The organism is Pseudomonas sp. QLc11A, from assembly GCF_052112305.1.
Classification (GTDB): Bacteria; Pseudomonadota; Gammaproteobacteria; order Pseudomonadales; family Pseudomonadaceae; genus Aquipseudomonas; species Aquipseudomonas laurylsulfatiphila.
In genome coordinates, this window is the sequence record NZ_JAVAJJ010000008.1 from 122,173 (window position 1) to 146,099 (window position 23,927).

Annotated in this window: 21 protein-coding genes; 6 read left to right on the forward strand and 15 right to left on the reverse strand. The window is 61.8% G+C overall.

Going from position 1 to position 23,927, the window contains the following annotated elements; all coding sequences use genetic code 11:
• Together Q8X48_RS14030 and Q8X48_RS14035 are read left to right on the forward strand one after the other, a co-directional pair.
• Window positions 1-1,416, forward strand: coding sequence for a Y-family DNA polymerase (locus Q8X48_RS14030; RefSeq protein WP_407801549.1), 1,416 nt, complete (start codon window positions 1-3; stop codon window positions 1,414-1,416).
• Entirely contained in the window at window positions 1,392-4,490 is a 3,099-nt protein-coding gene (locus Q8X48_RS14035; RefSeq protein ID WP_407801548.1) for an error-prone DNA polymerase, read from the forward strand. The genes Q8X48_RS14030 and Q8X48_RS14035 overlap by 25 nt, the downstream gene beginning before the upstream one ends.
• Before the next feature lies 1 nt (window position 4,491).
• Here Q8X48_RS14035 and Q8X48_RS14040 read toward each other — a convergent pair whose 3' ends face one another.
• The 8 genes from Q8X48_RS14040 to Q8X48_RS14075 form a co-directional block, all read right to left on the reverse strand.
• Window positions 4,492-5,463, reverse strand: a complete 972-nt coding sequence (locus Q8X48_RS14040; protein WP_407801547.1) for an alpha/beta fold hydrolase — start codon at window positions 5,461-5,463, stop codon at window positions 4,492-4,494.
• Between the two features lie 236 nt (window positions 5,464-5,699).
• On the reverse strand, window positions 5,700-6,362 hold the full coding sequence (locus tag Q8X48_RS14045) for a flavin reductase family protein (RefSeq protein ID WP_007995928.1): 663 nt from the start codon (window positions 6,360-6,362) through the stop codon (window positions 5,700-5,702).
• 12 nt (window positions 6,363-6,374) lie between these two features.
• Window positions 6,375-7,862, reverse strand: coding sequence for an amidohydrolase family protein (locus Q8X48_RS14050; protein WP_407801546.1), 1,488 nt, complete (start codon window positions 7,860-7,862; stop codon window positions 6,375-6,377).
• The gene (locus Q8X48_RS14055; RefSeq protein WP_407801545.1) at window positions 7,859-9,055 is read right to left on the reverse strand and encodes an amidohydrolase family protein; all 1,197 of its coding nucleotides are present in this window, start codon (window positions 9,053-9,055) and stop codon (window positions 7,859-7,861) included. Before Q8X48_RS14055 ends, Q8X48_RS14050 begins: the two co-directional genes overlap by 4 nt.
• Before the next feature lie 156 nt (window positions 9,056-9,211).
• Entirely contained in the window at window positions 9,212-10,294 is a 1,083-nt protein-coding gene (locus Q8X48_RS14060) for an extracellular solute-binding protein (RefSeq protein WP_102674048.1), read from the reverse strand.
• A gap of 16 nt (window positions 10,295-10,310) precedes the next feature.
• Window positions 10,311-11,099, reverse strand: coding sequence for an ABC transporter permease (locus Q8X48_RS14065; protein ID WP_407801544.1), 789 nt, complete (start codon window positions 11,097-11,099; stop codon window positions 10,311-10,313).
• The gene (locus Q8X48_RS14070; protein WP_015094870.1) at window positions 11,096-12,013 is read right to left on the reverse strand and encodes an ABC transporter permease; all 918 of its coding nucleotides are present in this window, start codon (window positions 12,011-12,013) and stop codon (window positions 11,096-11,098) included. The genes Q8X48_RS14065 and Q8X48_RS14070 overlap by 4 nt, the downstream gene beginning before the upstream one ends.
• Before the next feature lies 1 nt (window position 12,014).
• Entirely contained in the window at window positions 12,015-13,100 is a 1,086-nt protein-coding gene (locus Q8X48_RS14075) for an ABC transporter ATP-binding protein (RefSeq protein WP_015094871.1), read from the reverse strand.
• Between the two features lie 141 nt (window positions 13,101-13,241).
• Between Q8X48_RS14075 and Q8X48_RS14080 the strand changes: the two genes are divergently transcribed.
• Window positions 13,242-13,931, forward strand: coding sequence for a GntR family transcriptional regulator (locus Q8X48_RS14080; RefSeq protein WP_007973313.1), 690 nt, complete (start codon window positions 13,242-13,244; stop codon window positions 13,929-13,931).
• A gap of 280 nt (window positions 13,932-14,211) precedes the next feature.
• Entirely contained in the window at window positions 14,212-16,323 is a 2,112-nt protein-coding gene (locus tag Q8X48_RS14085) for a hybrid sensor histidine kinase/response regulator (protein WP_407801543.1), read from the forward strand.
• 523 nt (window positions 16,324-16,846) lie between these two features.
• Here Q8X48_RS14085 and Q8X48_RS14090 read toward each other — a convergent pair.
• On the reverse strand, window positions 16,847-17,368 hold the full coding sequence (locus Q8X48_RS14090; RefSeq protein ID WP_015094873.1) for a DUF4142 domain-containing protein: 522 nt from the start codon (window positions 17,366-17,368) through the stop codon (window positions 16,847-16,849).
• A gap of 43 nt (window positions 17,369-17,411) precedes the next feature.
• Window positions 17,412-17,588, reverse strand: coding sequence for a hypothetical protein (locus Q8X48_RS14095; protein WP_158467549.1), 177 nt, complete (start codon window positions 17,586-17,588; stop codon window positions 17,412-17,414).
• Here Q8X48_RS14095 and Q8X48_RS14100 point away from each other — a divergent pair.
• Complete coding sequence (locus tag Q8X48_RS14100) at window positions 17,587-17,820, forward strand: DUF465 domain-containing protein (RefSeq protein ID WP_407801542.1); 234 nt, start codon at window positions 17,587-17,589, stop codon at window positions 17,818-17,820. The two genes, Q8X48_RS14095 and Q8X48_RS14100, sit on opposite strands and share 2 nt — an antisense overlap.
• A gap of 274 nt (window positions 17,821-18,094) precedes the next feature.
• Here Q8X48_RS14100 and Q8X48_RS14105 read toward each other — a convergent pair whose 3' ends face one another.
• The 5 genes from Q8X48_RS14105 to Q8X48_RS14125 all read right to left on the reverse strand — a co-directional run bounded on the left by Q8X48_RS14105 (window position 18,095) and on the right by Q8X48_RS14125 (window position 22,657).
• The gene (locus Q8X48_RS14105; RefSeq protein WP_407801541.1) at window positions 18,095-19,174 is read right to left on the reverse strand and encodes an SMP-30/gluconolactonase/LRE family protein; all 1,080 of its coding nucleotides are present in this window, start codon (window positions 19,172-19,174) and stop codon (window positions 18,095-18,097) included.
• Window positions 19,171-20,316, reverse strand: coding sequence for a sterol desaturase/SRPBCC family protein (locus Q8X48_RS14110; protein ID WP_407801540.1), 1,146 nt, complete (start codon window positions 20,314-20,316; stop codon window positions 19,171-19,173). Before Q8X48_RS14110 ends, Q8X48_RS14105 begins: the two co-directional genes overlap by 4 nt.
• A gap of 106 nt (window positions 20,317-20,422) precedes the next feature.
• On the reverse strand, window positions 20,423-21,286 hold the full coding sequence (locus Q8X48_RS14115) for a LysR family transcriptional regulator (protein ID WP_407801539.1): 864 nt from the start codon (window positions 21,284-21,286) through the stop codon (window positions 20,423-20,425).
• Between the two features lie 281 nt (window positions 21,287-21,567).
• Window positions 21,568-21,882 carry an SCP2 sterol-binding domain-containing protein gene (locus tag Q8X48_RS14120; RefSeq protein WP_015094878.1) on the reverse strand — a complete coding sequence of 105 codons (315 nt, stop codon included), beginning with the start codon at window positions 21,880-21,882 and terminating at the stop codon, window positions 21,568-21,570.
• Between the two features lie 64 nt (window positions 21,883-21,946).
• Entirely contained in the window at window positions 21,947-22,657 is a 711-nt protein-coding gene (locus Q8X48_RS14125; protein WP_407801538.1) for a histidine phosphatase family protein, read from the reverse strand.
• 201 nt (window positions 22,658-22,858) lie between these two features.
• On the opposite strand from Q8X48_RS14125, the gene sohB reads away from it, so the two are divergent.
• Window positions 22,859-23,881: a protease SohB gene (gene sohB, locus Q8X48_RS14130; protein ID WP_218500122.1), complete on the forward strand. Its 1,023-nt coding sequence runs from the start codon at window positions 22,859-22,861 to the stop codon at window positions 23,879-23,881.
• Window positions 23,882-23,927 lie beyond the last annotated feature (46 nt).

Here is a 23,927-nt window from a genome sequence, read left to right on the forward strand (position 1 = left end):
ATGCGCTGGGTCTGCATTGTTTTCCCGCAATTGGCACTGGACGCGGCATTGCGTCAGCGCGCCGATCCCGATGAACCCCTGGCGTTGCTGACCGGCCCGGCCCAGCGCCGGGTGCTGCAGGCCGTCAACGCTGCGGCGCGGGCGCTGGGTTTGCGTCCCGGCCAGTCCATGAGCGCGGCACAGGCCTTGAGCAAGGGGTTTGCCACGGCTGAATACGACGCCGGTGAAATCGAGCGCTGGCAGCAGTTTCTCGCCGCCTGGGCCTATCGCTTCAGTTCCCAGGTCAGCGTGCATTACCCCCGGGCCCTGGTGTTCGAGATCGAATCCAGCCTTGGCCTGTTCGGCGCCTGGCCGCAATTCGAAGCGCTTTTGCGCCGTGAGCTCGGCGAACTGGGGTTTCGGCACCGCATCGTGGCCGCGCCCAACCCGGTGGCGGCGCGGGTGCTGGCCAATGCCTATGACGGCCTGGTGGTACCGGATGATCAAGCCTTGCAGCATCACCTGGGGCAGATGCCCGTCGAGCGGATTGGCCTCGAAGCACAGGTTGCCACGGCCTTGTCGCGCATGGGCCTGCGCACCTTGAGCCAGGTGCAGGCGTTGCCCCGGCAGAGCCTGGCCCGGCGTTTCGAGGCCCAGGTGCTCAAGCATCTGGATGCGTTGCTTGGCACGCGGCGGCTGGCGCTGGCGTTTTACCTGCCGCCGGACCGCTTCGATGTGCGTATCGAGCTCAATTTCGATGTGCAGTCCCATCAAGCCCTGCTGTTTCCGTTGCGCCGGTTGACGGGCGACCTGTCGGCGTTCCTGTGCGGTCGCGACAGCGGCGTACAGCGTTTCGACCTGCATCTGGAGCACGCCGGGTTGCCCGATACGCTGATCAAGGTCGGCCTGCTCAGCGCCGAGCGCGATCCGGCGATGCTCTTCGAACTGGCCCGGGGGCGGCTGGAGCAAGTCCAGGTCGAGGCGCCGGTGCGCGGCTTTCGCTTGTGTGCCGAGGATTTGCCGACCTTCGTGCCCCAGCATCAGGAACTGTTCGACGATCGCCCGCAGCAGTCCTTGCCCTGGGAGCAACTGCGCGAACGCCTGCGGGCACGGCTGGGGGATGACGCGGTGCATGGCCTGCGCTTCCAGGCCGATCATCGCCCGGAGTGCGCGTGGCAGGCCAGTGCCGACAGCCAGCCGTGCGCAGCGCTGGGCGCCGTGAAGCGGCCGGGCTGGCTGCTGACCGAGCCGCTGGCCGTGCATCGGGGTTCGGCGCGCATCCTCATGGGGCCGGAGCGTATCGAGTCCGGCTGGTGGGACGGTGACGACGTACGCCGCGACTATTACCTGATCGAAACCCGTGCCGGCCAACAGGGCTGGGCCTACCGGGCGGTCGGCGAGGACGGCCCGTTGTGGTTGCAGGGCTGGTTCGCATGAGCCGCGACTATGCCGAATTGCACTGCCTGTCGAACTTCAGCTTCCAGCGCGGTGCCTCCAGTGCCCTCGAGCTGTTCCAGCGCGCGAAAAAACAGGGTTACCAAGCCCTGGCGATCACCGACGAATGCACCCTGGCGGGCATCGTTCGTGCCTGGCAAGCGGCGAAGTCCGTGGAGTTGCCGCTGATCATCGGCAGTGAAATACGCATCGAGAACGGTCCGAAACTGGTGCTGCTGGTGGAGCGCCTCGAGGGCTATCAGGCGCTGTGCCGATTGATCACCCGCGCCCGGCGCCGCACGCACAAAGGCCAGTATCAGGTGCTGCGCGAAGACTTCGGCGAACCGTTGCCGGGGCTGTTGGCGTTGTGGGTGCCGGACGCTGTCGATGCCTTTGCACAGGGCCACTGGCTCCAGCAGGTCTTCGGCGAACGCCTGTGGCTGGCGGTGCAGTTGCATCGCGGTCAGGACGATGGGCAACGCCTGAACGATCTGCTCACACTGGCTCGGGAACTGCGAATTTCAGCGGTGGCCAGTGGCGATGTGCACATGCACGCACGCGGGCGCCGGGCCTTGCAGGACACCATGACCGCGATCCGTCACCACCTGCCGGTGGCCGATGCCGGATTGCGCCTGCATCCCAACGGCGAGCGCCATCTGCGTAGTCTCGATGTGCTGCAGGCGCTTTACCCGCCAGACTTGCTGGCGCAAACGCTGGTCATTGCCCGGCGCTGCACCTTCGACCTCGGCCAGCTGCGTTATCAATACCCCCGCGAACTGGTGCCGCAAGGGCACTCGGCCACCTCGTGGCTGCGTCATTTGACCGAGGAAGGCATCGAGTGGCGCTGGCCAAAAGGGCCGAAAAACGAAGTGTTGGTGCAGATCGATAAAGAGCTGCAATTGATCGCCGAACTGGGCTATGAAAGTTATTTCCTGACGGTCCACGACATCGTCCGCTTTGCCCGTCAGCAACAGATTCTTTGTCAGGGTCGGGGTTCTGCCGCCAACTCGGCAGTGTGCTTCGCCCTGGGGATCACCGAAATCGATCCGGATCGCACCACCTTGCTGTTCGAGCGCTTTCTGTCCAAGGAACGTAACGAACCGCCGGACATCGACGTCGATTTCGAACATGAACGCCGCGAAGAAGTCTTGCAGTACGTGTTCCAGCGTTATGGCCGGGCCCGTGCCGCGCTGACGGCGGTGGTTAGCACTTACCACGCCGCCGGTGCGGTACGGGATGTGGCCAAGGCATTGGGCTTGCCGCCGGACCAGATCAACGCCCTGGCCGAATGCTGCGGTCACTGGAGCGATGAAACGCCCCCCGTTGAACGCCTGCGTGAAGGTGGTTTTGACCCGCAGAGCCCGGTGCTGCACCGGGTGCTGAGCCTGACGGGGCAGTTGATCGGCTTCCCCCGGCATTTGTCCCAGCACCCCGGCGGTTTCGTGATTTCCGAGCAGCCGCTGGACAGTCTGGTGCCGGTGGAAAACGCCGCCATGGCCGAGCGCACCATCATCCAGTGGGACAAGGATGACCTCGACGCCGTGGGCCTGCTCAAGGTCGATATCCTGGCGCTGGGCATGCTCAGCGCGATTCGTCGATGTTTCGATCTGCTGCGCCGGCACCGGGGCCTGGACCTGAGCCTGGCGACCATCCCGCCCGAGGATGCGGCCACCTACGAAATGATCGGTCGGGCCGACACCATCGGCGTGTTCCAGATCGAGTCCCGGGCGCAGATGTCGATGTTGCCGAGGCTCAGGCCCAAGACGTTTTACGACCTGGTGATCGAGGTCGCCATCGTTCGGCCGGGGCCGATCCAGGGCGGCATGGTGCACCCGTACCTGCGGCGACGGAACAAGGAAGAGCCGGAGGCGTATCCGTCGCCGGAACTGGAGGTGGTGCTCAAGCGCACCCTCGGCGTGCCGCTGTTTCAGGAACAGGTGATGCAGATCGCCATCGTCGCCGCCGACTACAGCCCCGGCGAGGCCGATCAGCTACGCCGCTCCATGGCCGCGTGGAAACGCCATGGCGGGCTCGAACCGCACAAGGAGCGGCTGGCCGCCGGCATGAAGAAAAACGGCTACACCGCCGAGTTCGCCGCGCAGATCTTCGAGCAGATCAAGGGCTTTGGCAGCTACGGTTTTCCCGAGTCCCACGCCGCCAGCTTTGCCTTGCTGACTTACGCCAGTTGCTGGTTGAAATGCCACGAGCCGGCGGCCTTCGCCTGTGCGCTGATCAACAGCTGGCCGATGGGGTTCTACAGCCCGGACCAGATTCTGCAGGACGTTCGGCGTCATCATTTGCAGGTTCGCCCGGTGGACGTGCGCGCCAGTGACTGGGACTGCAGCCTGGAACCGATCAGCGGTGCGCAACCGGCGATTCGCTTGGGGTTACGCATGATCAAGGGCTTTCGCGAGGACGATGCCCGCCGCATCGAAGCGGCCCGCTCGCAAGGTGCGTTTGCCGACATCGCCGACCTCGGTGGGCGGGCGCGGCTCGATGCCCGCGCCCAGGAGCAACTGGCCGATGCCGGCGCGTTGCGTGGCCTGGCCGGCGACCGCCACCGGGCACGCTGGGAAGTGGCCGGGGTACAAAAGCAGCTGGGGTTGTTTGCCGGCCTGCCGCGCCAGGAGGAAGACGCGGTGGCGTTGCCCAAACCCACCGTGGGCGAGGACCTGCAAGCCGATTACGCCAGTGTCGGCACCACCCTCGGGCCGCATCCGCTGGCCCTGTTGCGGGGTGAGTTGAAGGCGCGGCGCTGCCGCAGTTCAAAAGAATTGCTGGACGTCGAGCACGGCCGGCCGGTCAGCGTCGCCGGGCTGGTCACCGGCCGGCAACGCCCGGCCACCGCCAGCGGCGTGACCTTCGTCACCCTCGAGGACGAATTCGGCAACGTCAACGTAGTGGTGTGGCGCGACCTGGCCGAGCGCCAGCGCCAGGTGCTGGTCGGCTCGCAGCTGCTCAAGGTCGATGGGCGCTGGGAGAAGGAGGGCGAGGTCCGGCATCTGATAGCCGGACGCTTGAGTGACCTGAGTGCATTGCTCGATGGCATCACTGTGCGTAGCCGGGACTTTCATTGAGTCACAGGGCTTCAGGCAGCTGAGCACCGCCAGCAAAGTCGGTGAGTAACTGACCCGTTGCCACAGGACGTTCGATCATGGGCAAGTGGTTGCAACCTTCAAGGGTGACAATCTGCCCGACCCGATCATCGGGCAGACCGTTTTGCATTGTCTCCAGGGCGGAGATATCGATCACCTTATCCTCGCGGCAGCCGATGCCAAGTACCGGCATGGTGAGCTGCGCCAGCCGATGATCCAGCGCGAGCCATTGGGACGGTGGACGGATCTGCGCCAGGGTGGACTCGATAAAGCTGCGTTGGCGCCGATTGCTCGCAATCGCATTTTCCACTTCCTGGTCGGACATCATGGGAGGATTGAGATAGACAAGTCGGGCAGTGCGTTCTACGCCGGCACGGTCATCGTAGATAAACGGGTTGTCACCACCATTCAATGACCGGACGAAATCGTTTTCGACGAAGCTCAATCCCAACGGGTTGACCAGCACCAAGCGTGCAATACGCTCCGGCCTCTGGGCGGCGAACACTCCGGCAATGGCACCGCCCATGGAGTGGCCGACCAGATTGATTTCACGCAGGTCGAGCGCAAGCAGAAAATCATTGAGCCGTGCGGCTTGTGCATCAATGTCGTAATTTTCACCTGCAAGGCGCGTTGACTCGCCCCAGCCGGGAAGGTCGGGAATGATCACATGAAAGCGTGCGCCGAGGTCCTCGCCCAGCGTGCGCCAGACCTCCTTGTTTGAAGAAAAGCCATGTACAAGCAAGAGGGCCGGACCGTTTTTTTCGCCCTCGTAATACGACCACGTCGTGTCGCCTGCCAGGATCGACCTGGTCTTCAAGGGGAAGTCTGTCTGGGGAGTTGCCTGGGCGGCGCCCAGGACTGCGAGCGTGGTAGTGGCGACTATTGCGCTGAGCAGGCGGGTGAGTCGCCGGCTTCGTGTCTGATGGCGAAGCGTCGATCGTTCAAGGGCATCCATGTCGTTGAGATCCTGGTGAGCTGAGAAGCAAGAGGGAGGATTTGAAAGGGGGATGGGGTACGGCGGCAATGCTGGCACCTGAAAAATGTACGACCTCGAATTTCAACCGCAACCTTTGTAGGAGCTGCCGAAGGCTGCGATCTTTTGATCTTCAGCGGTCTTGACGCCGCCAGAAGCAAGATCAAAAGATCGCAGCCTTCGGCAGCTCCTACATGGAAGGTGTGAACCTACAGAAATTATTTAGCCAGTGGCCAAAACCGCTCGCCACCGCCCGGTGCATCCGTCCACGCCTGTAACGAGCGAGTCGGCAAATCGAAGTAATCCCGCGTGCGCGCATAGCCATGCCCACCCATGCGGCCGATCGCATCAAGCCCCAACTGATCGATGTACAGGGTTTTCGGGTCGATCAGTTCGTCACGCACATGCGCCATCAGCACCTCCCCAAAGATGATCTCCCGGGATTGGCCGATGGACAGCGCCATCATCCGCCGGCACTCCAGCGCCACCGGGGCTTCGCCGATGCGCGGGCATTTGACCGTGGTGCCGGGGATGGCGGTGAGGCCGGCGGCGGTCAGTTCATCGAAGCCGGGGGCGAAGGGCACGGCACAGACGTTCATGGCCTCCACCAGGGCGTCGCTGACGATGTTCACGGTGAATTCCTGATTGAGCTGGATATTGCGGGTGGTGTCCTTGGGGCTTTGGTCGCCGTAGTTTTCCACGCCAAGGGCGAGGATGGGCGGATCGGCCGACAGCGCATTGAAAAAGCTGAACGGCGCCGCGTTGACCCGGCCTTCGCCGTCGACGGTGGTGACCAGGGCAATCGGTCGTGGTACGACGCTGCCGATCAGAATCTTGTATTTGTCCCGTGGGCTCAGTGTGCTGAAGTCAAAGCTTTGCATAGGCAGAATTCCCTAAAGGAGAGGCTCGATCGCGCTCAGCGGCGTCTGTGCGCTGTAGTCGTCGGCGAACGGGATGGCCGGCTGGAACAGGCTTTTCCAGTCCGGTTGGCCGAAGGCCCGGTCGCTGTGGCTGCGCATGAGTTTTTCGAATTGGCGTTGGGCCTGGCGTTGCTGGGCGGGGTAGTCGACGCCCTCGACCTGGCCGTCCTGCATCACGCAGCGGCCATCGATGTAGCTGGCGATGCAGTCGTCGCCGCGACCGGCCAGTACAAGATTTTTCAGCGGGTCGAACAAAGGCCCCAGGTGCATCCCGCGCAGGTTGAACACGCTGATGTCGGCCTTGCACCCCGGTGCCAGTCGGCCGAGATCGTCGCGGCCCAGGGCCCTGGCGCCGCCGAGGGTCGCGGCGTTGTACATATCCAGTGTGCTGGTCAGCTCGTTGCCGCCCTCCATCAGTCGGGCGATGTTCAGGCCCTGGCGCATGTTGTCGAGCAAGTCCGCCGGCCAGGTGTCGGTACCGAGGGCGAAGTTGACGCCCTTGGCCCGATAGCGGCCAAACGAATTCAATGCCTCGCCGTCCCGGGCAAATACCACCGGGCAATGCACCAGGCTCGCGCCGCCATCCACCACACGTTGCAGGTCGTCGTCACCCTGGGTGTAGATGCCATGGGGCAACAGGCTGCGCGGGTTGAGCAGCCCGAGTTGCTGCAACCAACCCAACGGCGAGGTGCCGCGCAGTTGCTCGACCATCGCCACTTCACCGAGGCCCTGGCAGCAGTGCAGGCGCATCGGTGCATTCAGTTCCCGGCTCAGCGTGGCGGTGCGTTGCAGCAACGCCGGGGTGCAGGTCTGGATGCGATCGGGCAACAGTGCACCACGAATCAGGCCGTTGTTCGCACCGTCGAAATCCCGGAAAAACCGTTCGGCGGCATCGAGACCGGCCAGGCCCCGGGTTTCGTCCCAGTGGTGCGCCAGGGTGCCATCGGCGCGCCAGTAACTCATGCCGCTCATGTAGCAAGGGCCCAGATAAGTGCGCAGTCCCAACTCGGCCGCCACGCCGGCGACCGCCGCAAACTCGTCGTAGGTCTCGGCCCACTCGCGGTAGTACATCGAGGTGATCGGCATGGCCGTGGTGATGCCGTTGCGGATCAGTTGCGTGAAGGCATAGCGGTATTTGAAGACTTCTTCTTCGGGGCTGTAACTTTCCCGCGATCCGCGCGCCAGATACTGCGCCGACCACATCCGGCCCATGTCGCGCTCGTCGCCGTTGTCCAGGGTCAGTACCGTGGAGTCGAGATCGCCAAGGGCATCCAGATCGATGAAGCCGGGGCCGATCAACGCGTTGCCGTAATCGGTCCACTGATCTACCGGGCCCGGATAACCGCGCCCGACAAACTCGATGCGCGAGCCTTCGAACACCACTTCGCCGTCGCGCCACAGCACATGCTGCGTGCCGTCGAAGCCGACCACGCAACTGGCCCGCAAACCGATGCGCTTCACAGGCGGCTTTCCAGCAAACGACCACCCGCAGCGATCAAACGACCGGCGCGATAGACTTGACGCAGCGGTCGCGAAACCACCGCTTCACCCAACGTTTGCACGGGCATCAGCAGGAAGTCCGCCGGCTGGCCGATCTCCAGGCGATTGGCTGCGCAACCCAGCGCCTGGGCGCCGTTGACGGTCGCCGCCTCGAACGCCGCCGCCAGTTCTTCGTCCTTGTTCAAATCGAAACGGAACGCCAGCAGCATCGCCCGCTCCAGCATGTCTCCGTTGCCCATGGGTGACCAGGCATCACGAATGCCGTCCGAGCCCAGGCACAGATTCACGCCGGCTTCGCGCAGGGCCAGGAACGGCGGCACCGCGCAATCGGCCGGGGCCGAACTCATCAGCGAAATACCCAGTGTCGCCAGGCGCTCGGCCACCGGTTTGACCTGGCTCCATGGCAGCATGCCGAGGCAGTAGGCGTGGCTGATCATCACCCGGCCTTGACGGCTGAAACGCTCGGTGTAGTCGGCGATGAGCGCGATCTGCCACAGGCCCAGTTCACCCTTGTCGTGCAGGTGAATGTCGACGCCACGGTCAAATTCGCTGGCCAGCTTGAAGACGAAATCCAGTTGGGCAATCGGGTCGTTGTCAATGCCGCACGGGTCCAGGCCACCGACGTTCTCCACGCCCAGGGCCATGGCTTCGCGCATCAGTTCGGCGGTACCGGGGCGGCTGATCAGCCCGGTTTGCGGGAACACCACCAGTTGCAGGTCGATCAGGTCGCGGTATTGTTCGCGCAGTTGCTGCATGGCCTCGACATGCCGCAGGCCGAATTCCGGGTCGATATCGACGTGGCAACGCATGGTCAGCGAGCCGCGGGCGATGCAGTTTTCCAGCAGGGCCCCGGCCCGTTGCGCAATCGGTGTGGTGACTTCGCGCAGGATGCGCCGTTCGTTGGCGATGTAGTCCTTGAGGGTCGGACCGGCGCTGTTGGGTCGCCAGGGCTGGCCCCAGAGAGTTTTGTCCAGGTGTACGTGGCTTTCCACCAGTGCCGGGGTGAGCAAGTGGTTCTGGCCGTCGATGTCGGTGGCGGCCAGGGCCTCGTTCGAAGCCGGACGGCGTTGGGTGAACCGGCCGTTTTCGATCAGCAGGTCTTCGGCGTGGGTGCCGTAGGGGCGCACGTTGCGCAGCCAGCGGGGTTGGGTCATTTAGAACCTCAAGTTTTGTGTTGTGTGGGAGGGCCTCATCGCTGGCAAGCCAGCTCCCACAGTGATTTGTGTTGGGCACAAAATTTGTGAACACCACCAAACCCTGTGGGAGCTGGCTTGCCAGCGATGGCCGCGACTGGGTTTCAAGTCAGACGATCAGCCCTTGAGCTTCGCCCAGATCCGGTCCTGCAGCTCCCGCGCCTTGTTGCTGCATTCCTTTTCCGGACGCAGGCGCGAGGCGAATTCGTCGGGCATGTTGATGGCATCCATCACCCGCCATTTGGCGTCGATCAGCTTGTCGCTCTGGATGCCGTTGGCGTAGGCGATGGCGTTGGACACGGCGGCGGCGTTTTCCGGTTTCATCATCCAGTCGATGAAGATCTTCGCGTTGCCGGGGTGGGGCGCACTTTTCGGCACGGCGAAGTTGTCCTGGAACATCGCCAGGCCTTCCTTCGGATACACGTACTTGATGGTGCTCTTCTGCAGGGTGGCCCGCGCTGTAGACCCGTTCCAGTTCTGCATCATGATCACTTCGCCGGAGGCCATGCGGTCGACGGTGTTGTCCGAGCTGTACATCTTCAGGAAGGGTTTCTGTTTTTGCAGCAGTTCGAGGATGCGCTTGGCGTCCTGAGGGTTTTCGCTGCACTCGTCGACATTCAGGTAGTGGCTGGCGGCATTGATCACGCTGCTGGAGGTGTCGAGGGCGGCGAGCTGGCCTTGCAGTTCCTTGCGTGGCTCGAAGAACTCTTTCCACGAGTCATCGAGCTTGCCGCCGGGCACCCGGGCGCTGTCATAGGAGAACCCGGTGGTGCCCCACAGGTACGGTGCCGAGAACTTGCGACCCGGGTCGAAGCTCGGGTCGCGGAACGCCGGTTTGACGTACTGGAAGTTGGGCAGGGCCGAGGCGTCGATTTCCAGCAGCAGGTCCTGGTTGATCAGGGTGCGCATGATCGATTGCGATGGCACGATCACGTCATAGGCGGCGCCCCCGGCCTGCAATTTGGCCAGCAGGGTTTCGTTGCTGTCGTAGCCGTCCATGGTGACCTTGATGCCGGTCTCCTTTTCGAACTTGGCCAGCAGGTCGACCGGGTAGTAATCGGTCCAGTTGTAGAAGAAAAGTTCCTTGGGCTCAGCGGCCTGGGCGCTGGACGCAGCGAACGCGGTGAAGCAACTCAAGGCCAGACCGGCAACGGCGAAACTGGCAGCAGCAAAACGGGGGCTTTTCACTTTCTTGCTCATAAAGAAGTCTCCAGGCTCATTGTTGTTTGCCGCGCTGTCCCAGCCAGAAGGCCAGCACTACCAGCACGATGGATATCACCAGCATCAGGGTCGAAATCGCATTGATCTCCGGCGTCACGCCGGCCTTGATCGCCGAGAAGATGTACACCGGCAAGGTGGTCGAACCCGGCCCTGCGACGAAGAAGGTCATGATGAAATCGTCGAGGCTGACCACGAACGCCAGCACCGAACCGGACAGCACCGCCGGCCACAGCAGCGGCAAGGTCACCCGGCGAAACACCTGCCAGGGGTTGGCGTACAGGTCGTTCGCCGCTTCCAGCAGGCTCTTGTCCAGGTCATTGAGCCGCGCGCGGATCGGCAGGTAGGCAAAGGGGATGCAAAAGCCGATGTGGGCGACGATTACCGTCAGCAGGCCGAGCTTGATTCCCAGTGCCATGAACAGCAGCAGGGTGGCCACGGCCGTGACGATCTCCGGCAGGATCATCGGCAGGTTGATCCCGCCTTCGACCATTTTCTGTCCGTAGAACGGCCGGTACGTCGCCAGCGCCGCGAGCAGGGCAATCGCCGTGGCGCAGACCGTGGCGATGCTGGCGACGATGATCGAGTTCAACGCCGCGGTCTGGATCGACGGGTTGGCCAGGATGCGTCCGTACCAGGCGAACGAGAACTCGGTCCACACCGTCGCCGAACGGTTGGCATTGAAGCTGTACGCGATCAGCACGAAAATCGGCAGGTACAGATAGGCCAGCATCAACAGGCTGACTTCACGGGTCAGCGGCAGTTTCTTCAGGTGCAGGGCAATCATGCTTGGGCTCCTGGGCGTTGGGTCTTGGCGGCATTGCGGCTATAGAGGGCGTAGAGCACCAGGGACAGCAACATGATCCCCAGCAGCAGGAACGACAGCGAACTGCCCAGCGGCCAGTTGCGCGCGGTGCCGAACTGCTGCTGGATCAGGTTGCCGATCATCAGCGTCTTGCCGCCACCGAGGATCGCCGGGGTAATGAAGGCACCCAGGCTCGGCACGAATACCAGCAAGGCACCGGCAATCACCCCCGGCATCGACAGCGGCAAGATGATCCGCCGCAACGCATGCCAGCGATTGGCGCCCAGGTCGTAGGCGGCTTCCACCAGGCGCCAGTCGAGTTTCTCCAGGGTCGAGTAGATCGGCAGGATCATGAACGGCAGGAAGCTGTAGACCAGGCCGACGCTGACCGCGAAGTCGTTGTAGAGCAGGGTGATGCCGCCGGCCTGGGGGAACAGCGCGTTGAGGCTCTGGGCGACCCAGCCGTGTTCGCGCAGGATGATCAGCCAGGCATAGTTGCGAATCAGCAGGTTGGTCCAGAACGGGATGGTGATCAGCAACACCATCAGGTTGCGTCGGCGCGGTGTCAGGCTCGACATCCACAACGCCACCGGGAAGCCGAACAGGAAACACAGGACCGTGGTGCCGCCGGCCTGGAACACCGAGCGCAACAACGCCTGGGCATAGACCCAGTTCAGCTCCAGTTCGCCGTCGAAACCTTCCTGGAAGAACAGCTGCACATAACTTTGCAATTGCCAGTCGGCCTGCCAGTCGACGCCGCCATAGACGTTGCGCGGCAACAGGCTGATGTAGCCCATGATGCCCAGCGGAATGGCGATCAGGGCCAGCAGGGTCAGGACGACCGGGCTGAGCAACAGCGCGCGGTTGAGGGCCGGGGAAGTGCTGCTGACGCTCATCTCAGGCCTCCATCAACAGGCAGGCGTGGGGCGGCAGGTTGACCGCGACGCGATCGCCCACCACCCGCCCGTGGTTCAGCCCTTCGTTGTTCTCGCGCAACATGACCTTGATGTCGTTGTTCAGGCGGCACTGATAGAGCGTGGCCGTGCCGACGTACAGCACGGCCTCGATCACGCCGCGCAGGTGGTGGGGCTGCGACGGCTCGACCAGTTGTGAACGCTCGGGGCGGAACGCCAGTTGCACCTTGCTGCCGTCAAAGCCCTGGGCCGGGCAGGGGATTTCCACGGGCATGCCGTTGGGCACGAAGAGCTTTTCGTTCTGCTGGCCACGCTTGAGATGCCCGGGGAGGAAGTTGATGTCACCGATGAATTGCGCGACGAACTGGTGCTGCGGACGCTCGTAGATTTCGTTGGGCGTGCCGATTTGCAGGATCTTGCCGGCGGACATCACGGCAATGCGATCGGACAGGGTCAGCGCTTCTTCCTGATCGTGGGTGACGAAAATGAAGGTGATCCCGGCCTCTTTTTGCACGCGCTTGAGTTCGACCTGCATTTCCTTGCGCAGCTTGAGGTCCAGCGCCGACAGCGGCTCATCGAGCAACAGCACTTTCGGCTTCGGCGCCAGGGCCCGGGCCAGAGCCACCCGTTGCTGTTGGCCGCCGGACAGTTCGGCCGGTTTGCGTTTGGCCAGGTGCTGCATTTGCACCAGCGCGAGCATTTCCTCGACCCGCTGCGGGATCAGTTTGCGATCAAGGCCCTGCATCTCGAGGCCGAAGGCGATATTCTGCGCAACACTCATGTGCGGAAACAGCGCATAACTCTGGAACACCGTGTTGACCCGACGCTTGAACGGCGGCAAATCGTTGACCGGCTCGCCTGCGAGGCGGATTTCACCGTCGCTGACGTGCTCGAAGCCGGCAATGGTGCGCAGTAGGGTGGTCTTGCCACAGCCCGAGGGGCCGAGCAGGGTGAAGAATTCGTTGTCGGCGATGTCGACAGAAACATTGTCGAGGGCTGGCGCCAGCCCAGGGTCGTCGGAATATCGCTTGGAGACGTTTCGCACTTCAATTGCAACTGGATGACCCATAATGGTGCATTCCTCTAATTATTGTATGCAAAATCTGGATGCAATTTAGAAATACCCGGATTAATCTGCTCGTGCAAGCCCCTTTTTCAAAAGGCTGACCATTCGCCAGGGTTGTTTGCACAGGGCGCAAGGAGTTGATGAATGACGGAAAAGAAACTGGAAACCACGGTCGACCGCGTCTACCAAGGGGTTTACGAGGCGATCAGCAAGCGTTCGTTGCGTCCGGGGATGAAGCTGGGCGAAGCCTCGCTGGCCGAGCTGTTCAACGTCAGCCGCACGTCTGTGCGGGCTGCGCTCAAGCAGTTGGAGGCCGATGGCTTAGTCACCACCGAGCCCAATAAAGGTGCATCGGTGTCATTGCCCAGTGACGAGGAGATCCGCTCGCTGTTCGAAACCCGGCGTCTGGTCGAGATCGGTATCGTCAGTGAACTGTGCCGTCGCCGTGATACGGCGGTGACCCAGGATCTGCGCGATCACCTGCTGCTGGAAGATGAAGCGCATCAAAGCGGTGATCACGAACGGCTGATACACCTGCTCGGCGAGTTCCACATCAAACTGGCCCGCAGCCTGAACAATCCGGTATTGCTCGACTGGTTCCAGAAGCTGATTTCCCGAGCCTCGCTGTATGCCGCCGCACTGGATGACGACAGCCACGAAGCCTGCCGCGACGATGAACACCTGCGGTTGATCGAGTACATCGAAGCGGGCAACCAGAGCGCGGCCATCGAGCTGACCTGCATGCATTTGAATGGCATTGAGAAAGCCATTCTCGATGTCGCGGCGACCCTGAAAAGCAGTTACAACCCGCTCAAGCATTTGATTGAGGTGTAGCGTTTTACGCCGGTACTGTTCATGAGCGGATCTTGTGGCGAGGGGGCTTGCCCCCGTTGGGCCGCGAAGCGGCCCCAAATCTGAAAACCCGGTCCCACAGGTACACCGTATTCACTGGCTTTACGCCGGCTTCGCCGCCGAACGGGGGCAAGCCCCCTCGCCACAAGGTTCTCTTCGGCCAAAAAAAGTGCCAGTGATAATCAGCTATACCTCTATGAAACGAATCGCGCCCGGGACGCTCGAAACAAACGGGTGCCATTTACCGGGATAGAGCCAGCCGATGCAGTTTCTAGCGGATAGCCACGGGTGTGCCGGGTGGAACGGCGAAATGGCCGGGCGCATTCGTGCGTTCGACTGGAGCCAGACCGAACTGGGCCCGCTCGACTCATGGTCCAGGAGCCTGACCAGCGCGGTGCAGTTGATGCTCGCCTCGCCACTGCCGATGGTGATGCTCTGGCGCCAGTCCGGGTACATGATCTATAACGACGCTTATTCCAAGTTTGCCGGTGGGCGTCATCCGTACCTGCTCGGCTCCGCCGTGGAATTGGGTTGGCCAGAAGTCGCCGAATTCAATCGCCACGTGGTCGACACCTGCCTGGCGGGCGGCACCTTGTCCTATCGCAACAAAGAACTGGTGCTGCTGCGTGACGGGGTTCCGGAAGATGTCTGGATGGACCTCTACTACAGCCCGGTAGCCGACGATGACGGACGCCCGGCCGGGGTCATGGCCATGGTGGTGGAAACCACGGATCGGGTGATCTCCGAACGTCGCCGACAGGCGGCTGAAAACGCCTACCGCGCCGACAACGAACGGGTGCGCCTGGCGCTGAACGCCGGTGCATTGCTCGGCTCTTTTGTCTGGGACATCAAGGCCAACGTGCTGTCGGGCGATGAGCGTTTTGCCCGCACGTTTTCCTATCCCCTCGGACAAGACCTGGAAAACCTGTCCCAGGAAATCGCAGAAAGCCGCATCCATCCAGACGACCGCAGCTGGGTCCGGGAACGCGTCAAATTGTCGGTGGAGACGGGCGAGCCCTATAACGTCGAATACCGGATCCGGCGCCCCGACGGCAGTTACCTCTGGGTACTCGCCAGTGGCTGTTGCGAGTTCAATGAACAGGGCGAGGCGTTTCGTTTCCCCGGCGTGCTGATCGACATCCACGAACGCAAGACCGCCGAAGAGTCCCTGCTCAAGTTCACCCGCAACCTGGAGCACCGGGTGGCCGACGAGGTCGAGGCGCGGCTGGCGGCGGAAGAACAATTGCGCCAGTCACAGAAGCTGGAAGCCATCGGCGGCCTCACCGGCGGTGTGGCCCATGACTTCAACAACCTGTTGCAAGTGATCGCCGGTAACCTGCACTTGCTGGCGCGCCATGAGCGGGGTAACGCCAATGTGCAGCGCCGGGTTTCGGCGTCGATTGCCGCTGTCGAGCGCGGTGCCAAGCTGTCCTCGCAATTGCTGGCATTCGCCCGCCGCCAACCCTTGTCGCCCGCGGTCTTCACATTGCGGCAGATTTTCGATGGCCTGGCGGAGTTGTTGCTGCGTGCCCTGGGTGAAACCCTTCAGGTTCACATGACGGCACCCGAAGATTCATGGAATGTGTTTGTTGATCGCAACCAACTGGAAAACGCCATCCTCAATCTGGCGATCAATGCCCGTGACGCCCTTCAAGGCGAGGGCAGGATTGACCTGTGCGCGGAAAACATCGTCCTCGATCGCAAGTTTTGCGCCGGTAGGGGCATATCCCCGGGGGACTATGTGCGGGTGTCCGTGACGGATACCGGTGTCGGCATGCCGCCGCAGGTGCTGGCCCAGGTGTTCGAGCCATTCTTCACCACCAAGGCCGACGGGCAGGGCACCGGGTTGGGCTTGAGCATGGTGTTTGGCTTCGTCAAGCAGAGTGGCGGTCATATCGAAATCGCCAGTGATGTGGGGCGGGGGACCCGGGTGCAGTTGTACTTTCCGCGCACCTTGCGCGCGGTACCCAGTGAAACGCCGGGCCCCGATATGCCGCAACGGGGCGGGCACGAACGCATCCTGGTGGTCGAGGACAATGAGGCCGTGAGAGTGTCGGCGGTGGAGTTGTTGTGCGAGGAGGGCTATCAAGTCCTCACGGCCACCAACGCAGACGCTGCCATGCAAATGTTGCTGGAAGGGGTGACGGTGGACCTGATATTCACCGACGTGGTCATGCCCGGCCTGATCAAGAGTTCGGACCTGGCGGCCTGGGCGAAGGTGCAAGAGCCGCCGGTGGCGGTGCTGTTCACTTCGGGGCATACCCGCGACATCATCTCGCGCAATCACCAGCTTAGCCCGGATACCCATTTGCTCAGCAAACCCTACAGTCCTGAAGCGTTGACGCAAATGGTGCGGACAGTTCTTGGCGGCTGACACAATTCCCTGTGGGGGTAAACCTGTGTTGACTGTGTACATATCCGTTGCTGCGGTAGCGGCGGCTTATGGTTTCGCCCTGACGGCGACTCCCTTTTTTACAAGCGCCTAAAAAAGGAAGCAAAAAACGCTCGCCCCGAACGTACGGCCCCTCGCTGAGGCTCGGGGTTCCTTGGCTCCGGTATTCATCCGGGGGCATTGCCCTCCGGTCGGCTTCGCTTCGACCTACATGCAATGAGTTCGACTGCGTCGAACGGCGCTACGCGCCCATCCCCGGATGAACACCTGCGCTCAGCCTGCCGAGGGGGCGGGTGGATCAAGATCACAAGCTGCAGGCGAGCTAACGCTCGGCCTGTTGAGTGGTGAGGAGCGTCTGTATACGCCGATCTGCCTTGGCTTTGTGGGAGCGGGCTTGCCCGCGAAGAGGCCGGTACATCCAGTAGAAATGCTTGCTGACCTGACGCTTACGTCGGATCGCCAATCCGAGCAAGCCCATTCCCACAAGTGTGCATGGATGACGCAGTTACTTGCTCGGATGGGCGGCCTGGAGTTTTTTCGCCATTTCCAGGTGTTTTTTCAGCGCCGGCAGCATTTTTTGCGCAAAACCCTTGAGCTCGGTGGCGCCTTTTACCCGGTCGTCCGTCACTGTATCGGCTTCCTTCTTGAACAGGTCGATGGCTTCTTCATGGGCCTTGACCTGGTTGTCGGCATAGGCCGCGTCGAAGGATTCGTCGCGCATGTCGAGGATTTTTTCCTTGGCTTGTTTGGTCAGCGTCGTGCTGTCCGGCACTTCGATGTCGAATTTTTTCGCCAGGGCGGCCAGTTCATCGTTGGCCTTGGAATGATCGGTAATCATCATGTTGGCGAATTTCTTGACGTCGGCTGATGCACTTTTTTCCAGGGCCAGCCGGCTGGCCTCGACTTCGGCGATGCCGCCGGCGGCCGCTTTGTCGACAAAGTCATTGGAAGTAGCAGCCAGGGCACTGCCCATGCAGCTGCTCATTGCGATAACCAGGGCCAGGTGACGTACGTTGAGTCTGTCCATCGGTGATTCTCCACACAGGTTTTCAAAGGTGATCGAGTGATCGTTAACCGGTGGAGGCGGCGGTGCAGACAAAGGTTTTATCGTATTTGCGACAGGACGACGAACGGGCACCGCTGGTCTGACAGGTGGTCGACAGAACGGGCCAACCGAGGCCATTCTGATAGTTGGTGAACGCAATCAGTCGGCGTTTGCTACCGATTAACAAACGGAGGTGTTCCATGCCGGTGCCCCATGACCTTTTTCAGGATCTGAGTTGCACAAAGGAAGAAATCCAGCACAAACGCACCCAGGATACGTTACTGGATTCACTGCTTAACAAGTATTCCCAGGTGGATGCCGAAGTGGTGAAAGCGGAGGAAGCCAAATCCAGCGATGATGCGGTGACGAAGCTCAAGGCGAAGCGCTTGGAGGTCAAGGACAAGATCGTCAAACAACTCCAGTTGCGGTCCTGATCCAGCGTGCCTGCCACCGACGATCGGTGACTGGAAAGTTGGAAGGGCCACCAGAACCGGCACCTCGAATGCTCAGAGACCGATATTACGGCTCTCAACGAGGTGCCTCATGACCCAGCCCGAATATCCCGGTGAACTCACCGCTGTCCCTGTGGGAGCGAGCCTGCTCGCGATAGCGGAGGGTCAGTCACCAGTTGTTTTGAATGTGCCTCAGTCATCGCGAGCAGGCTCGCTCCCACATTGGGTCTTCAGTGTATTCAGATAGTAGTGCCGATCATTGCAACGCCTTGCTCAAAGGCAACCGCGCCATGTTCTGTGCCTTCAGTGAACCGAAATACAACCAGTCCCCATACTCGCGCACCGTGGTGATCGGTGAGTAGTTGTCGGTGCTGGCGTCCTGCAGGTTGGCGATCACCTTGCCTTCAAGGTCCAGGCCCAGGGCGAACCCGCGCTTTTCCACGGGTTTGGGCAGGACGGTCATGGCTCGCACGATCATCTTGCGCACGAAGGGATGCGCCGCCGTGCCATCGAGCAGGGCGTTTCGGGGGGCGTACAATGCCACCCAGAACCGGTCGTGACCATTGAACGACAGGTTGTCCGGCAGGCCCGGCAGGTTGTCGATGAACAGGTCTTGGGTGCCGGCCTTGGGGCCGCTGAGCCAAAAGCGGCTGATGCGGTAGGCGCCGGTTTCATTGACCAGCACGTAGGCATCGTCCGGTCCGAGGGCCACGCCGTTGGCAAACTCCAGCTTGTCCAGCACAACCGACGTTTTGCCGGTCTGGAAGTCGTAGCGCAGCAATCGACCGTCACCACCGTGTTCGAGCACGGCCTCACCGTCGTGGCCATAGCCGAAGCGGCTCGAAGCATCACTGAAATAAGCGTAGTGACCGGGTTTGTCGATGACCACATCGTCGGTAAAACCGAAGGGAACGCCGCCGGCCTCTGTGGTCAAGGCCACCAGGCGACCCTGGGCGTCGAGGGACAACAAACCCTTGACGGCATCGGCGATCACCAGCAAGCCATTGGGATGCCGGGCCAGGCCCAGTGGCCGGCCACCGGTGTCGGCCAGGACTTTGGTGGTCTTGCCATCCAGGCTGGTGCGGATCAGTCGCCCGTCGTGCAGGCCGGTGATGAGCGTGTCGTTTTCCAGCAGCAGGGCTTCCGGCCCGTCGATGTCGGCGGCACCGACGCGTTCCATGCCTTTGAGGCGCTGATTGTCGGCGTAGATGCCGCTGGAGAGGGACGGCGCGGGTTGTGGCGTCCAGGCCACCGGTCGCACCTTGGTCGGCATCAGCAGCAGGAAGGCGCCGATGACGATGATGACCAGCAGCAGGCATTTGAGAATTCTGCTCACGCGTTGACTCCGGTTGCCACCAGGTATTTCTGCGCCATCTCGCGCAACGCTTGCATCGACGCCGCCGATTCCCGGTCGATGCGCCGCTTGAGCAACAACCGGTTGGCAAGCCGCATCGCCAGACCGCTGAATTGGTACTCCAGGGTGCGGACGAAACGTGTGTCCTTGCCCAGGGCTTCGCATTCGTAGGTCACCACCAGCGACAGGCCATGGTCACCCTGGGCACGAGCGCTCCAGCGCTGGCCGGGCAGGTACTGCGCCACTTCCCAGCGCAAGTGTCCTTCACGGCCGCCGGCGCGGATGTCCTCCTCGAAACGTGCGCCGGCATGCAATGGACCTTTGGGCCCATCGATGTGCAGCGACGACGGGTGCCATTGCGGCCAAAGGGTCACGGTGCTGGCGTAGGCCAGTACATCGATCGGGTGTCCGGCAATGACAATCTGATGCTGCATGCGGGTCATGGGCGTTCTCGTCGGGTTGAGCGGCACGGGCTCCGGCTCCCAATAGAGGGTGCCGAACAGGTAGTCCATCAGCGGGAAAACGATGTTGAAATTGCGCTCCTGCATCAGTTCGCGGCGGTGGTGCAGTTCGTGCAGCCGGCGCATCTGGCGGATCCACGGCAGCCGTGTGAGCGGATTGTGCGACGGCAGATGCTCGCAGGCATGGAACACTTCATAAGCCAGGTAGCCGAGTACAAGAACGCCGCCGACCAGTCCGGCGACGTTGGTATCGATGTGCTTGAGCAGCCACCAGAGGGGCAGGGCCACGGCAAATGTGTGCAGTACGATCAGCCATGCCGGAAACAGAATCACCCGCCAGTCGCGGGCGCTGTCGTAGGTCATGTGGCCTGGGGTGAAAAAACTGTGGTGGTCGCCGGCGTGACGGGCATAAAACAGCCGGGCGAATCCCTTTTTATGATGCCCCAGGTGGCGATGTACCATGTACACGCCGAGGTTGAACGCTAGCAGCGTGACCGGCACCGCAATCCATTGCGTCGGCTGTACCTGATGCACGCTGCTCCAGAAAACGCTGATCGCCAGCGCCCCGAACAGCAGGACAAAAGCGCCGTGCAGCCAAGGGTTGTAGAGCGGATGAATGGCGGCGCGGTAGCGGCTGCGGAATCCTTCGGTGGTCTGCCTCACTGCAATCACCTGTCGTTATTGTTATCTCCTGCAGATTAGTCGATTGCGCTGTTCTGGCGGGGCGAACCTTGAGGACACAACGGCCATGATCCGGTGCAAACCGGTCTCAAGTCAGCGGGTCCCAGCGTTGCGACCAGTCTTCGTCGGAATCGATCACCTTGCGCAGCAGGTCGAAGGCGCGTTGCAGCGTCGGCGAGTCACGATCGCGGGAGTAGACCAGATAGGTCGGGTAGCTGAATTCCGGAGCCTTGGGCACCCGTTCCAGGGCACCGCTATCGAGATAACTCTTCACGACACGGGTACGGAAGTAACCACTACCGCCGTTTTCGAGAAGGTACTGCAAGCCCAACGGGCCAAGATTGAAAGTCAGCGCAGCCTTGGCTTTTTCCGGCAGGGCGGCATCGTGCTGGCGCCGGAATTCGGCGCCCCAATCGATGTACACATAAGGATCGGGCCTGTCGGCCAGGCGCACGAGAATCAGTTTTTCTTCGAGTACCTGCTCGACCTGCAAACGCGGCCAATACTCGGGCTGATACACCAGCGCAGCATCCAGAACGCCCAACTCCAGTTGGCGCAGGAGGTTTTCGCCGTCATGGATTTCCATGCGCAGGGCGTGGCTGGGGATGTGCTTGCGGATTTCGCCGGCCCAGCCGAGCATCAGCGGGTTACACAGGCTCACCTCGCCACCGATGTGCAGCACATCGCGATACCCCTCGGGCAAGGGCAGATCACGCCGCGCGGCGTCCCAGGTTTGCACCAGTTGGTTGGCGTACACCACGAACGCTTCACCGTTGGGCGTCAGGCGAGCACCGGCACGATTGCGCACGAACAGGGTACTGCCCAGTTGGCTCTCGAGCTTCTGCACCCGTGCGGTGATCGCGGTCTGGGTGACATGGAGCTTTTGCGCGGCGGCAGCCAGGCTGCCATGGCGGACGATTTCGAGGAAGGTGCGGGCGAGGTCGATGTCCATGGGGCGGCCGGTGTCGAAAGTGCGGACATTGTAAGATCACCACCGAACCTGTGGCGAGGGGGCTTGCCCCCGTTGGGGCGCGAAGCGGCCCTTGGCGTCCTTCCGATAAGTCGAAATCAAGGGTGGGACGACTGCTTCGCAGCCGAACGGGGCGATGCGGCGATCCGACAAGCCCTCTCGCCACAGGGTTCATCTAATGGCCAGCAAAAACGACGAATCCCGCCACTAAGGGCGGGATTCGTTTGCAGCAGGCACGCTCCCGAAGGCCGGGAGCCAGGTGCTTACGACGGGAACAGCTCGGACAGTTTCATGGCCAGCATCATGTCGCCTTCAGCGCGCAGTTTGCCGCCCATGAACGCTTGCATGCCGTCAGTCGAACCGTCGACGATGCCTTCCAGGGTTTCGCCGTCCATCACCAGAGTCACCTGGGCGTCCGGGTTTTCGCCTTCCTGCAGCTCGCAAGTCTGGTCTTTGACGATCAGCGAGAAGTTCTTGGTGTCGTCGATGCGGAAACCGAAGACCAGGTCCAGACCGGCAGCAGCGGCTGGGTTGAACTTGGCTTTCATTGCTTGTACGGCGTCTGCTACGGAGGTCATGGTTCGATCCTTTCTTGGGTAATAAGAGCAGGGTGATTACTGCCAGGGTCACAATAGTCCGGACTCAGCGAAACGTGATGAGTTCCGGGGCCTTCAACAGTTGCAGGTGCGCATGACTGTTGAAGGAAGCCAGCGACACCTCGCGACCACGAAACTTAAGCTGGTTGAGCGAGGTGTTGACGATTTGCCAGTTCAATTCAAAGGCCTGCCGGGCAGGCATTTGCGTAATCAGGTGGAGCAGGGCGGTGATGGTGCCGCCGGAAGTGAACACGGCGATTTTCTGGGTGTTGTCGGCCTGGTCGAGGATGCGATGCAAGCCGCCCCGCACCCGCTCGACAAACCCCAGCCAGCTTTCCAGGCCCGGTGTGTCGTAGGTACCGGTGAGCCAGTGCTCGATGATCAGGGCGAAGATGCGTTGGAACTCACCACGGTTTTGCGCGGCGTTGCGCAAGATGTTCAGCGCTTCGGGTTCGTCCGGCAACATGGCCGGCAACAGCGCGCGGATCACCGCATCGGCGTCGAATTCGTTGAAGGCGGAGTCGGTTTCCAGCAGCGGCACCGGCAGGCCCACCGCGGCGAATTGTTCCAGCGCGCTGTTGGCCGTGTGCTGCTGGCGGCGCAGATCCCCTGCCAGGCAGCGGTCGAAGCTGATCCCGAGTTCGGCCAGGTGCCGGCCAAGGATTTCAGCCTGACGAATGCCGGTCGGCGACAGGACGTCGTAGTCGTCTGCACCGAAGGAGGCCTGGCCATGTCGAATCAAATAGATACTGCCCACGTCCGCGTCATCCCGGTACGTTGAAGGTTTGGCGAGGTTATGAGGATGGCGGTGAGCTGTCAATGAAAAAACATACGCTTGTTTGAAATGCTTGTTACAGGCCCGTTGCCAGAGGTTTCACGGCTGGTCGCAAGGTCGGCGCATGGGTATGCTGGAGGTATCCCGCGCGCGTTCAAGCCGCGCATCGTTTGAGGAGTCCCCGTGGAGTTTTTTTCCGAGTACGCCATTTTTCTGGCCAAGACCGTGACCTTGGTGATCGCCATTCTGGTGGTCCTGGCCAGTTTTGCGGCCCTGCGCAGCAAGGGGCGGCGCAAGTCGTCCGGCCAGTTGCAGGTCAGCAAGCTCAATGATTTCTACAAAGGGCTGCGCGAACGCCTGGAGCAAACCTTGCTCGACAAGGACCAGCTCAAGGCCCTGCGCAAGACCCAGGCCAAGACCGACAAGAAGCAGAAGAAAAAACCCGAGGTCAAACCCCGGGTGTTCGTGCTCGATTTCAACGGCGATATCAAGGCTTCGGCCACCGAAAGCCTGCGCCACGAAATCACGGCCTTGCTGACCCTTGCCACGCCCAAGGACGAAGTGGTCCTGCGCCTGGAAAGCGGCGGCGGCATGGTTCACAGCTACGGCCTGGCCTCCTCGCAACTGGCGCGTATCCGCGAAGCCGGCGTGCCCCTGACCGTGTGCATCGACAAGGTCGCGGCCAGTGGTGGCTACATGATGGCGTGCATCGGCCAGAAAATCATCAGCGCACCGTTCGCGATCCTCGGCTCGATTGGCGTGGTGGCGCAGTTGCCCAACGTCAATCGCCTGCTGAAAAAGCACGACATCGACTTCGAAGTGCTGACCGCCGGTGAATACAAACGCACCCTGACCGTGTTTGGCGAAAACACCGAGAAGGGCCGGGAGAAGTTCCAGCAAGACCTGGACATCACCCATCAACTGTTCAAGAACTTCGTGTCGCGCTACCGTCCGCAACTGGCGATCGATGAAGTGGCCACCGGCGAAATCTGGCTCGGCGTCGCGGCGCTGGACAAGCACCTGGTCGACGAACTCAAGACCAGCGATGAATACCTCGCTGAGCGCGCCAGCAAGTCCGAGCTCTATCACTTGCATTACGCCGAACGCAAAAGCCTGCCGGAGCGCATCGGCATGGCCGCCAGCGGCTCGGTCGATCGCGTGCTGTTGAGTTGGTGGAGCCGTTTGACCCAGCAACGTTTCTGGTAACGGGCCAGGAAATTTGCCAAACATCCAGCCGGGGCATTTGCCCCGG

Excerpts from the sequence above, each read along its gene's own strand:
- Q8X48_RS14030 (WP_407801549.1), top strand. The coding sequence starts at position 1 with ATGCGCTGGGTCTGCATTGTTTTCCCGCAATTGGCACTGGACGCGGCA.
- Q8X48_RS14040 (WP_407801547.1), bottom strand. The coding sequence starts at position 5,463 with ATGGATGCCCTTGAACGATCGACGCTTCGCCATCAGACACGAAGCCGG.
- Q8X48_RS14045 (WP_007995928.1), bottom strand. The coding sequence starts at position 6,362 with ATGCAAAGCTTTGACTTCAGCACACTGAGCCCACGGGACAAATACAAG.
- Q8X48_RS14055 (WP_407801545.1), bottom strand. The coding sequence starts at position 9,055 with ATGACCCAACCCCGCTGGCTGCGCAACGTGCGCCCCTACGGCACCCAC.
- Q8X48_RS14060 (WP_102674048.1), bottom strand. The coding sequence starts at position 10,294 with ATGAGCAAGAAAGTGAAAAGCCCCCGTTTTGCTGCTGCCAGTTTCGCC.
- Q8X48_RS14065 (WP_407801544.1), bottom strand. The coding sequence starts at position 11,099 with ATGATTGCCCTGCACCTGAAGAAACTGCCGCTGACCCGTGAAGTCAGC.
- Q8X48_RS14070 (WP_015094870.1), bottom strand. The coding sequence starts at position 12,013 with ATGAGCGTCAGCAGCACTTCCCCGGCCCTCAACCGCGCGCTGTTGCTC.
- Q8X48_RS14075 (WP_015094871.1), bottom strand. The coding sequence starts at position 13,100 with ATGGGTCATCCAGTTGCAATTGAAGTGCGAAACGTCTCCAAGCGATAT.
- Q8X48_RS14080 (WP_007973313.1), top strand. The coding sequence starts at position 13,242 with ATGACGGAAAAGAAACTGGAAACCACGGTCGACCGCGTCTACCAAGGG.
- Q8X48_RS14085 (WP_407801543.1), top strand. The coding sequence starts at position 14,212 with ATGCAGTTTCTAGCGGATAGCCACGGGTGTGCCGGGTGGAACGGCGAA.
- Q8X48_RS14090 (WP_015094873.1), bottom strand. The coding sequence starts at position 17,368 with ATGGACAGACTCAACGTACGTCACCTGGCCCTGGTTATCGCAATGAGC.
- Q8X48_RS14100 (WP_407801542.1), top strand. The coding sequence starts at position 17,587 with ATGCCGGTGCCCCATGACCTTTTTCAGGATCTGAGTTGCACAAAGGAA.
- Q8X48_RS14095 (WP_158467549.1), bottom strand. The coding sequence starts at position 17,588 with ATGGAACACCTCCGTTTGTTAATCGGTAGCAAACGCCGACTGATTGCG.
- Q8X48_RS14115 (WP_407801539.1), bottom strand. The coding sequence starts at position 21,286 with ATGGACATCGACCTCGCCCGCACCTTCCTCGAAATCGTCCGCCATGGC.
- Q8X48_RS14120 (WP_015094878.1), bottom strand. The coding sequence starts at position 21,882 with ATGACCTCCGTAGCAGACGCCGTACAAGCAATGAAAGCCAAGTTCAAC.